This is a genomic window from Nocardia jiangxiensis NBRC 101359, assembly GCF_000308615.1.
Classification (GTDB): domain Bacteria; phylum Actinomycetota; class Actinomycetes; order Mycobacteriales; family Mycobacteriaceae; genus Nocardia; species Nocardia jiangxiensis.
Genome location: NZ_BAGB01000026.1, coordinates 106250 through 116245 on the forward strand (window position 1 = coordinate 106250; position 9996 = coordinate 116245).

A 9996-nucleotide genomic window follows, 5' to 3' on the forward strand; every position below is an offset into this window, starting at 1 on the left:
CGGGAGTGGCCGCCCACTTCGCAAGGATGGAGTCCAACAGTGCAGACCCCGGTGCACGAACCGATCTTCGCGTCGGTCGAGGATGTGATCTCCCGCCTCGCCACGACCGGCTACCTGTCCGACAAGGCGACCGCGACCTCGGTATTCCTCGCCGATCGCCTGGGCAAACCCCTACTCATCGAAGGTCCGGCCGGTGTCGGTAAGACCGAGCTGTCCCGTGCGGTCGCGCAGGTCGCGGGCGCGGAACTGGTCCGGCTGCAGTGCTACGAGGGCATCGACGAGGCGCGGGCGCTGTACGAGTGGAATCACGCCAAGCAGATCCTGCGAATCCAAGCCGGGGCGGCCGGAGCCGAGTCCGGTTCGGCCGAGAACGGTTGGGCGGAAACGAAATCCGACGTGTTCAGCGAGGAGTTCCTGCTCTCGCGCCCGCTGCTGACCGCGATCCGGCGCCGCGATCCCACGGTGCTGCTGATCGACGAGGCGGACAAGGCCGATGTCGAGATCGAGGGCCTGATGCTCGAAGTGCTCAGCGATTTCGCGGTCACCGTCCCGGAACTGGGCACCATCACCGCCACCCGCACCCCGTTCGTGGTGCTGACCTCCAACGCCACCCGCGAGCTGTCCGAGGCGCTCAAACGCCGCTGCCTCTACCTGCACATCGACTTCCCCGACGAGGAACTCGAACGGCGCATCCTGGCCAGCCGGGTGCCCGAACTCAAACCGGCGGTCGCCGCGCAGCTGGTGCGGATCGTGCACGTGCTGCGCGGTATGCAGCTCAAGAAGCTGCCCTCGGTGGCGGAGTCGATCGACTGGGGCCGCACGCTGCTGGCCCTGGGCCTGAAGGATCTGGACGACAGGTCCGTGCGCGCCACCCTCGGCGTGGTGCTCAAACATCACAGCGATCACCAGCGTGCGCTGGCCGAGTTGAAGCTGGCCTGATGTTCGGCGGCAGAGCCCGAACGCCCGGGACGGACAGCCAGCCCGCCGACCTCCCGGACGCGGCGCCGCACGGGCTGTCCGGACATCTGGTCGGCTTCGTGAAGGCGTTGCGCGCCAGGGGAATTCCGGTCGGTCCCTCGGAGACGGTGGACGCCGGACAGGTCATCGCGGTCCTGGATCTGATGGACCGCGAGATGCTGCGCGAGGGCCTGGCCTGTGCGCTGCTGCGCCGCACCACCCAGCGCGCCACCTTCGACGGCCTGTTCGACCTGTGGTTCCCGGCTGCGCTCGGCGAGCGCACCGGTGCGGACGAGGTGGAGATCCCGCGTCGGCCCGACGGCGAGGTCGACATCCTCGAACTGCGAAAGATGCTGGCCGAGTTGCTCGTCGCGGATCCCTCCGGCGAGCGGACCCAGCAGTTGCAGCAGCTCGCCGCGCAGATGGTCGAGCAGATGGGACAGTATCGGTCGGCCAACGGCCCGTCGTTCTCCGCCTATCAGACGCTCAAGGATGTGCAGCCCGAACTGCTGGTGAGCAAGTTGCTCGCGGGATTGGCCGCGGGAGTCGACGATTCGGATTTCGGGTCGGAGGTCGCGCGTCGGGCCGCGCGGGCGCGGGTCAAGGAGTTCCGCGGCACCGTGGAGGCCGAGACCCGGCGACGGGTTGCCGAGCGGATCGGCCGCGAACGCGTCGCCACCTACGGCGTGCAACGACAGGCCGAGGATGCGGATTTCCTGCGCATCTCCGAGAACGAACTGGCCGAACTGCGGCGCAGCAGTCAGCGTCTGGCCCGGGTGCTGGCCTCCCGGCTGGCCGCGCGCCGTCGTCGCGCCCGGCGCGGGGAGATCGATCTGCGCAAGACGTTGCGGCGGTCGATGTCCACCGGCGGGGTGCCGATCGATCTCGCCTCGCGCAAACCGCGTCCCGGACGTCCGGATCTGGTTCTGCTGTGCGATATCTCGGGCTCGGTGGCGGGATTCTCCAGTTTCACCATGTTGCTGGTGAACGCATTGCGCGAACAGTTCTCCCGGGTGCGGATCTTCGCGTTCGTGGATCGCGCCGACGAGGTGACGCACCTGTTCGACCAGGTGACACCGCTGGATCAGGTGACCCGGCGCATCTTCACCGAGACCAAGGTGGTGGGCATCGAGGGGCACTCGGATTACGGTGCCGCCCTGGAAGGATTCGCCGAACAGTGGCCCGACGCGGTCACCAGCCGCACCTCACTGCTGATTCTCGGCGACGCGCGCACCAATTATCGCGATCCCGCGCTCGATACACTTCGCCGTCTCGCCGATACCGCCAAACATGCGTACTGGCTCAATCCTGAGGCGGAAAAGTCCTGGGGCACAGGTGATTCTGCTGCCAAACGGTATGCGGAGATTGTCGAGATGTACGAATGCCGGTCGGCCCGGCAGCTGACCGCCGTCGTCGGGGGACTGCTCCCGATCTGAGCGGCGGGGTGATCATTAGCTTTTATTAAGCGCGCCACATGAGCGGGTCGCGATCATCCACGCATGGATTCGGCGGAGATCAGGCACGCACTCACCCGTGCCCGCACGGTACCCGAGGGCCGTGATCGCACCCGGTGCCTGGAAGCCCTCGCCACGACCGCGCGCATCGGCGCCGATCGCGCAGCGGAGGCGGAGGTGCTGCTGGATCTGGTGCAGGCGTACACGTATGCGGGAGAACGGGATCTGGCGCCCATCGCCATCGTCCGGCTGCTGCGGATCTTCGACGAGCATCCCGATGCCACCGCGGAGTTGTCGCGTTCGGTGCACTGGTACATGAAGTGGATGACCAGCGACCTGATCGACAATCCGGCGGTTCCGCTGGGTACGGTCCGCCGTTGGTTCGACGAACTCGAAAACCGCTATCGCACGGCGGGATACAGTCTGCGCCCGGTACTGAAGCTGCGATCGATCCTGGCCCGGGATCTCGGTGAGTACGAGGAGGCCGCGCGGCTGCGCGCCCTCGCCCTCGATGCGCCGCGAGATGAGATGACCGATTGTGAAGCGTGCGAATGCAATTGGGCGGGATCACTGTCGGCCGCCACGGCCGCGGACGCCGATGCGCTGCGTCGGTGGGCTCCGGTTCTGCACGGTAGGCGGCGGTGCGCGCACGAACCGCACCGGGTCCGTGCACACGCCCTGCTGCCGCTGGTGCGCACCGGCGGTTTCGAGGCGGCCCGTGCCGCTCACCTGACCGGATACCCGTTGGTCAGAGGCGTTCTCGGACTACGTCACGCGGTGGCTCAGCACATCGAGTTCTGTGCGCTGACCGGTAACGTGGCGCGCGGTCTGGACATCCTCGCCGAGCACACCGACTGGCTGACCGACAGCGCCGCGGACGCGAATCTGCGACTGGAATTCCTCACCGGCGTCTGCGTGCTGCTGCGGCGGCTGGTCGAACTCGGACGCGCAGACGTGCGCGTCGGCGAGAGCACCGCCACAGCGCTGCTGGAGACGCTCACCGCGGAGATCTACGGACTGTGCGCCCGATACGACGCTCGCAACGGCACCGATTCGATCAGCAGGTCGGTACGCGAACGGCTGGACCGGGCTCCACTCGTGGACCATCTGCCGCTGGGAGTTCGTGCCGCGGTCGATGTACGGCCGCCGATCCGACCCACCGCGCCGACCGCGAAGTCCGGACAATGGCCCCAGGCCGAGCGGCTGGCCGAAGTGGCCGTCGCCCGGCTGGGGGTCGATCCCGCCGGGGCCGAGCAGCGCCTGCGCCGGGCGCTCGAGGCAGGCGCGTCGGTACTGCCCGGCGAGCAACTGGCCCGCTTGAGTTCGCTGCTGGTGACCGCGATCTCGGGACAGCGCGGTCGCGAACCCGCCCTGGCCGACGCGGCGCTCGTCGCTGCCTGGCGGTGGGAACCGCTCTCGCCCGTCGACGCACTGCACCACACCCTGGTCGCAGCGCGCGCCTATCACCGCGCCGAGCGGCACGGCGAGGCCGCGGCGCTGTTCGAGCAGCCGCTGGCGCTGGAATCCGGTTCGCCGGGACAGGCCTTGCCCGGCAATGCGATTCCCTATCCGCCGACCGAGATCGCCTTGATCCGACGGCAATTCGGGGAATCGCTCAACGCGCTGAACCGATACCACGACGCCGCCACACAATTCGCCGAGGCCGCCCGGCTGATCGAGCACGATCCGCAGCAGCGCGGGCTCACCTCGGAACTGGTGCACGCCGAAGCCGCGGCGCTGTCCGTATGCGGCCGCGACGCCGACGCACTCGTCGCGTATCTGCGGGCCGCGGATCTGTTCGAAACCCTCGAGCGCGTCGGGCCGCGGGCTCGCAGTCTGCGTTCGGCGGCGTGGCTGCAGTTCTGGGGCGGGGAATCGGTCGCGGCGGCACCGCGCGTCGGATTGGCGACCATGCGGACTCTGCTGGAAGATCTGGAGCGGCTCGCACGGACCGCATCCTCAGCGGAGGTACGCGGTGAACTCCTGCAGACCCGCCGACAGCTCGACACGATGCGAGAGGAGGCGAGCGCGATATGACCGGCATGGCGCCCCGCGCGGCCCTGGTGCTGGTGATCCTCGCGGTGATCGGCGCATGCCTGTGGGCCGGATCCGGATCGGCCTCCTGCACCGCGACCCAGACCGGACATCACCACCGGACGTCCGTGGTCCGGGTGGAACGCTGCGCAGCGGCGGGATTCAGGTCGCTGGTACACCGCTGAGCGCCGCCCCCTGAGCGCCCGCGACGGGCGGGGAGTGACACGCCGGGGAAACGCCGCCCAGTAAGCTCGGCAGTCGTGCAAGAAACAGGCCGGCGCAAACTGGGTGTGATGGGCGGAACCTTCGATCCCGTCCACCATGGACACCTGGTCGCTGCCAGCGAGGTCGCGCATCGTTTCGACCTCGACGAGGTGATCTTCGTCCCCACCGGCGAGCCCTGGCAGAAGTCCGGTAAGCAGGTAAGTCCGCCCGAGGACCGCTATCTCATGACGGTCATCGCCACCGCGTCCAATCCGCGGTTCTCGGTGAGTCGCGCGGACATCGACCGCGGCAAGGTCACCTACACCGTCGACACCCTGCGTGACCTCAAGGAACAGCACCCCGACGCGGAGCTGTACTTCATCACCGGTGCGGACGCACTGTCCAGCATCCTCACATGGCAGGATTGGGCCGAACTGTTCGAACTGGCGAAGTTCGTCGGGGTGAGCCGTCCGGGGTACGAACTGAACACCGATCATCTGGAGAAGCATCTGCAGGGCAGCCCGCCCGATGCGGTGACCGTGATCGAGATCCCGGCATTGGCGATCTCCTCGAGCGAGTGCCGTCGCCGGGCCGCCGAAGGCAGGCCGGTGTGGTACCTGGTGCCGGACGGGGTCGTGCAGTACATATCGAAGCGGCATCTGTACGTGCCGGTAGGGAACGGGAAGGTGGGCCGGGCGTAATGACAGCATCCGCCGAAGCGGTGCAGATGGCACAGGTGGCCGCGCGTGCCGCCGACGACAAGCTGGCCACCGATGTGGTCGTCCTCGACGTGTCCGAACAGTTGGTGATCACGGACTGCTTCGTCATCGCGTCCGCGCCCAACGAGCGGCAGGTCAACGCGATCGTCGACGCCGTCGAGGAGCAGCTACGTCTGGCCGGGCACAAGCCGGTGCGCCGGGAGGGCACCCGGGAGGGACGCTGGGTGCTACTGGACTACGTCGAGGTGGTGGTGCACATCCAGCACAGCGACGAGCGCGATTTCTATGGGCTGGAACGGCTTTGGAAGGATTGCCCGCAGGTGCCGGTCGAGGGGGTCGGCGAGGCCCGGACGGCGGATGGATCGCCCGAGTGACGGACGGATCCGCGGCGGCGTGTTCGAGGACACGGCGTCCGGTGGTCGGCTCGGCGTCGGAGACGGATACGGATACAGATGACTAAGCACGTCGGCGTTCGCCGGTTGATCCTGCTGCGGCACGGCCAGACCGAATGGAATGCTGCCGACCGCATGCAGGGCCAGTACGACACCGATCTCAGCGAACTGGGTCGTCGGCAGGCCAAGGACGCGGCCCGCGAGCTGATGGGGATCGAGCCGATCGCGCTGATCTCCTCGGATCTACGGCGCGCCTTCGACACCGCCGGCGCCCTGGCCGATCACAGCGATCTGGACGTGGTGCCCGATCAGCGGCTGCGCGAGACCCGGCTCGGCGACTGGGAGGGCCTGACCCATATCGAGGTGGACGCACGCTATCCCGGTGCGCGCCAACGGTGGCGGCTGGATGCCTCGTTCACCCCGCCCGGTGGTGAGAGCAAGCTCGAGGTGGGCGCGCGGGCGCTGCCGGTGGTACGCGAATTGTTCGACGCGCGCGCCGACTGGCCCGGCCGTACGATCATCCTCGTCGCGCACGGCGGGTTGATCGCGGCTCTGACCGCCGCGCTGCTCGAACTGCCTGCGGCGAACTGGCCCGTCCTGGGTGGACTGGCGAATACCAGCTGGGTGCAGCTCAGCAGTCACGGTCCGAGCATCGAGCAGCCCGGGTGGCGGCTGGATGTATGGAACGCGGCGGCGAAGGTAGCACCTGATGTCCTCTGACAAACCCACCCCGAACGACCGGGACGATGCGACCCGGCAGGTCTCGGACGAATTGCTGCGCAAGGCGTCCGAGGGGCCGGTCCGGCATCTGCCGGACGCGCTGTTCGGCGGGCCGGCGCCCGCTCGGCCCGGCGACGTGTCGGCCGGTGGTGAAACACCCGCACCCGAGCACGGCGGGACCGTCTCCGACGAACTGTTGCGCAAGGCGTCCGGCGGGCCCGTGCGGCATCTGCCGGACCTGCTGTTCGGCGGGCCCGCGCCGGAACCGGCTGCGTCGGAACCGAACTCGGGGGCGAACGAGGACGGACGCGTCGGTTCGGGGACTTCTGCGGGTGATTCCGAGGGAGATACCGGACCGCCCGGGGGGTCGGTGAATGTCGAAACCGCTGTGGTCGCCGGTGATTCCGGTGATCCGGTGTTGCCTGTCGAGTCCGGGCCGGATGGCCCCCTTGCTGTGAATTCCGCTGCTGACCCGGCAGATTCGAGCGTCGGTTCGCCGAGTTTCGGTGGATCGTCCGATGCCGGGGCGGTGACGGCGGACGAGGCTGCACAGCTCCGATCACCCGATGTGGAGTCGGAATCCGTTTCGGGCGAGAGTGATTCGGCTGAGGAGGTCGAGGTCGCGGACGATGCGGATGCTCCGGCTGTCGCCGAGACCGGCTCTGCGGTGAGTAGCAGCGCCGAGTCGGAGGCGGCGGAGGGATCCGGGCGGCCGGTGCTGCTGGTGATCGCCGACTCGCTGGCCTATTTCGGCCCCAAGGGCGGGCTGCCCGCCGATGATCCGCGTATCTGGCCGAATCTGGTTGCGGCGGAGCTGGATTGGGATGTCGAGCTGATCGGCCGGATCGGCTGGACCTGCCGCGACGCGTACTGGGCGCTGATCGGCGACCCGCGGGTCTGGGCCGCGGTGCCGCGGGCCGGTGCGGTGGTCTTCGCGACCGGCGGGATGGACTCGCTGCCCTCGCCGCTGCCGACCGCACTGCGCGAGTTGATTCGCTATGTGCGGCCGCCCGCGGTGCGGCGGCGAGTGCGCGACGGCTACAACTGGTTGCAGCCGCGGTTGTCGAAACTGGGTCGGCCGGTGGCGTTGCCGCCGCATGTGAGCATCGACTACCTCGAACAGTGCCGTAACTCGCTGGCGCAGTTGCGTCCCGAGTTGCCGGTGGTGGGCGTGCTGCCGTCGGTGCACGACTGCGAGGCGTACGGCCGGGTACACGACGGTCGCGAACCCGCGGTGCGGGCGTTGCGCGAATGGTCCGCGAAAACCGCTGTGCCACTGGTGGATCTGGGGGAGGCGGTGCGCGACAACGTCTTCCACGGCGAGTCGAATCCGGATGGCATCCACTGGGGTTGGGAAGGGCATACCGCGGTCGCGCGGGCGATGGTGAAGGTGATCTCGGAGGTGAGTTGCTGACGATGCGGACCGGAGGGCGCTGAGGCGATGTCCGTAGTTGTGGTGACCGATTCCTCCGCGAGCCTGCCCGCCGATCTGGTGGCGGACCTGGGCATTCTCGTGGTGCCGCTGCATGTGCTGGTGGACGACCGCGAAATTCGCGAGGGCGTGGACGAATGCGCGATCGACTACGCCTCGGCGACGGTGAGCACCTCGGCCGCCTCGCCGGGTGAGCTGCGGGCGGTCTACGAACGCGCGCTGGCGCTCAGCGGCGGCGATGGCGTTGTGGCCGTACATATTTCTCGTCAGCTCTCGGCGACCTGGGAGGCCGGGCGACAGGCCGTGCTCGACATGGACGTCGCCGACCGGGTTCGCTTGGTGGATTCGCTCGGCGCCGGGCTCGGCACCGGGCTGCCGGTCCTGGCCGCCGCGCGCCGCGCCGCCGCCGGTGCGCCGCTGGACATCGTCTACGACTCGGCGGTCGCCGCGGCCGGTCGGGGCCGGGCGTTCATCATGGTCAACCGCACCGAGCAGTTGCGCCGCGGCGGGCGGCTCAGCAGTGCCGCCGCGTTCTTCGGCACCGAGCTGGTGACCAAACCCCTGCTGCAGATGGTCGAGGGCCGCCTCGAATTGCGGGAGAAGGCCCGTACCCGGTCCAAGGCCTACGCGAAACTCGTTGCCGCGGCGGTGGATGCGGCCGGAGAGGCAGGCGCGGCAATCGCCGTCCAGCACCTCGCCGCCCCCGACGCCGCCGTCACCCTCGCCACCCAGCTCCACGAACTGATTCCCGACATCCGCGAATTGATCACCGCGGAATTCGGCCCGACCCTCGGGGTGCATCTGGGCTCGGGTGCGGTCGGTGTACTGGTGGTCCCCGGCGGCTGCGGCTGACTTCGGGGGGTGTCCCGAGCATGCGGCGGATCGTGGCGCAGTCGCCCGAATATTGCTGTAGCAGAACCTTATTCGATCTACTGGGCCGCAGCTGCCAGGACCGGTTCGGGTCGGGTGAGGTCTGTGTCGTTGTCGACGGGGGCCTACTTGTCGGCATCAGCACAGGGGACCGACATGCGCGGGTCCGGTCGGGTGTGTTGTCCACAGCGAATCGGTTGTCCACAGGGGAGTTATAACCGCAGGTCGGCGCGGCAATGGGCCGTGGTGTCGGTCCTACGGTGGCTGGCATGGCGCGGGATGACGAGCGGATGCGGGTTCGAGAGCGGCTGGGGGCGCTCGACGGGCAGGTCCCCGGCCGGCGGGCCGTGCGCGGGGGACGGTGGGATGCCGAGGAGGTCGAGTTCGAGGAGTCCGATGGCGATGGTGAGCCGTCCGGGGGATGGGACGACGAGGTGTCCGGGGTGCCGAATACCCCGCACTGGCTGAGCGAGCCGGTGGGCAGCGTCTCGCTGTGGCACGAGCGGCTGGTGCCCGAGCGGTTCCGCGGCGTCCGGCTGCATCCGGGGCGGCGCGGGGTGCTCGTTCTCGCGGTCGTCGGGGTTGTCGCGGTATTGGTGGCGGTCGTGGCGACGCAGCAGGAAAGTCCTGTCGCACAGCCGGTTCCACCTCTGCCGATGGTGCAGACCTCGGATGTGGCAGCCGCGCCCGCCGCATCCCGCACATCGGTCGAGACCACCACGTCCGCGCCCCCACCCAGCCGGCCGGCGGAGCTGGTGGTGAGCGTGGTCGGACTGGTGGAACACGTCGGTCTGCTGCACCTTCCGGCCGGCTCCCGGGTCGCCGATGCGGTGGCGATCGCGGTGGCCAGGGACGGCGCCGATCTGGCGCGCCTGAATCTCGCCCGACGACTGGCCGACGGCGATCAGATCATCGTCGGCGCGCTGAGCCCGAACGAGGGCGCACCGCAACTCGGCAGCGCCGTGATATCCGGCAGCGAACACCCCCTGGACACCTCCGGCACCACCTCGGCCCCCGCGGCCAAGGTGAATCTCAACACCGCCACCGAATCCGAACTGGACGAACTCCCCGGCGTAGGCCCCGCAACGGCCCGCAGCATCATCGCCTGGCGCACCGAACACGGCCCCTTCACCACCATCGACCAACTCGCCGAAATCCCGGGCCTGGGCCAATCCCGCCTCAACCGCCTCCGCGACCTGGTGACGCTATGAGCC

Annotated in this window: 10 protein-coding genes; all 10 read left to right on the forward strand. The window is 68.9% G+C overall.

Translation table 11 applies throughout. The features are described 5' to 3' along the window. Nucleotides 1-39: 39 nt before the first annotated feature. The 10 genes from ON40_RS08485 (at nt 40) to ON40_RS08530 (ending at nt 9993) form a co-directional block, all read left to right on the forward strand. On the forward strand, nt 40-939 hold the full coding sequence (locus ON40_RS08485) for an AAA family ATPase (RefSeq protein ID WP_040820329.1): 900 nt from the start codon (nt 40-42) through the stop codon (nt 937-939). Beyond that, a complete protein-coding gene (locus ON40_RS08490) occupies nt 939-2393 on the forward strand; it encodes a vWA domain-containing protein (RefSeq protein WP_040820330.1) in 1455 nt (484 codons plus the stop codon). Before ON40_RS08485 ends, ON40_RS08490 begins: the two co-directional genes overlap by 1 nt. A gap of 63 nt (nt 2394-2456) precedes the next feature. Further along, nucleotides 2457-4448, forward strand: a complete 1992-nt coding sequence (locus tag ON40_RS08495; protein ID WP_040820333.1) for a hypothetical protein — start codon at nt 2457-2459, stop codon at nt 4446-4448. Next, a complete protein-coding gene (locus ON40_RS08500) occupies nt 4445-4630 on the forward strand; it encodes a hypothetical protein (protein WP_040820335.1) in 186 nt (61 codons plus the stop codon). Before ON40_RS08495 ends, ON40_RS08500 begins: the two co-directional genes overlap by 4 nt. Before the next feature lie 75 nt (nt 4631-4705). Beyond that, nucleotides 4706-5350: a nicotinate-nucleotide adenylyltransferase gene (gene nadD / locus ON40_RS08505; protein ID WP_083895495.1), complete on the forward strand. Its 645-nt coding sequence runs from the start codon at nt 4706-4708 to the stop codon at nt 5348-5350. After that, nucleotides 5350-5742, forward strand: a complete 393-nt coding sequence (rsfS, locus tag ON40_RS08510) for a ribosome silencing factor (RefSeq protein WP_040820339.1) — start codon at nt 5350-5352, stop codon at nt 5740-5742. Before nadD ends, rsfS begins: the two co-directional genes overlap by 1 nt. A 78-nt stretch (nt 5743-5820) precedes the next feature. Then, on the forward strand, nt 5821-6480 hold the full coding sequence (locus tag ON40_RS08515) for a histidine phosphatase family protein (RefSeq protein WP_040820340.1): 660 nt from the start codon (nt 5821-5823) through the stop codon (nt 6478-6480). 667 nt (nt 6481-7147) lie between these two features. Continuing rightward, entirely contained in the window at nt 7148-7894 is a 747-nt protein-coding gene (gene octT, locus ON40_RS55740) for a diglucosylglycerate octanoyltransferase (RefSeq protein WP_051192845.1), read from the forward strand. A gap of 27 nt (nt 7895-7921) precedes the next feature. After that, nucleotides 7922-8764, forward strand: a complete 843-nt coding sequence (locus ON40_RS08525) for a DegV family protein (RefSeq protein WP_040820342.1) — start codon at nt 7922-7924, stop codon at nt 8762-8764. Nucleotides 8765-9051: 287 nt separating this feature from the next. Further along, nucleotides 9052-9993 carry a ComEA family DNA-binding protein gene (locus ON40_RS08530; RefSeq protein ID WP_040820345.1) on the forward strand — a complete coding sequence of 314 codons (942 nt, stop codon included), beginning with the start codon at nt 9052-9054 and terminating at the stop codon, nt 9991-9993. The last annotated feature ends 3 nt before the right edge of the window (nt 9994-9996 follow it).

Bases quoted from the DNA above. Each gene is read 5' to 3' on its own strand.
- ON40_RS08490 (WP_040820330.1), top strand. From the start codon at position 939: ATGTTCGGCGGCAGAGCCCGAACGCCCGGGACGGACAGCCAGCCCGCC.
- ON40_RS08495 (WP_040820333.1), top strand. From the start codon at position 2,457: ATGGATTCGGCGGAGATCAGGCACGCACTCACCCGTGCCCGCACGGTA.
- ON40_RS08500 (WP_040820335.1), top strand. From the start codon at position 4,445: ATGACCGGCATGGCGCCCCGCGCGGCCCTGGTGCTGGTGATCCTCGCG.
- rsfS (WP_040820339.1), top strand. From the start codon at position 5,350: ATGACAGCATCCGCCGAAGCGGTGCAGATGGCACAGGTGGCCGCGCGT.
- ON40_RS08515 (WP_040820340.1), top strand. From the start codon at position 5,821: ATGACTAAGCACGTCGGCGTTCGCCGGTTGATCCTGCTGCGGCACGGC.
- ON40_RS08525 (WP_040820342.1), top strand. From the start codon at position 7,922: ATGTCCGTAGTTGTGGTGACCGATTCCTCCGCGAGCCTGCCCGCCGAT.
- ON40_RS08530 (WP_040820345.1), top strand. From the start codon at position 9,052: ATGGCGCGGGATGACGAGCGGATGCGGGTTCGAGAGCGGCTGGGGGCG.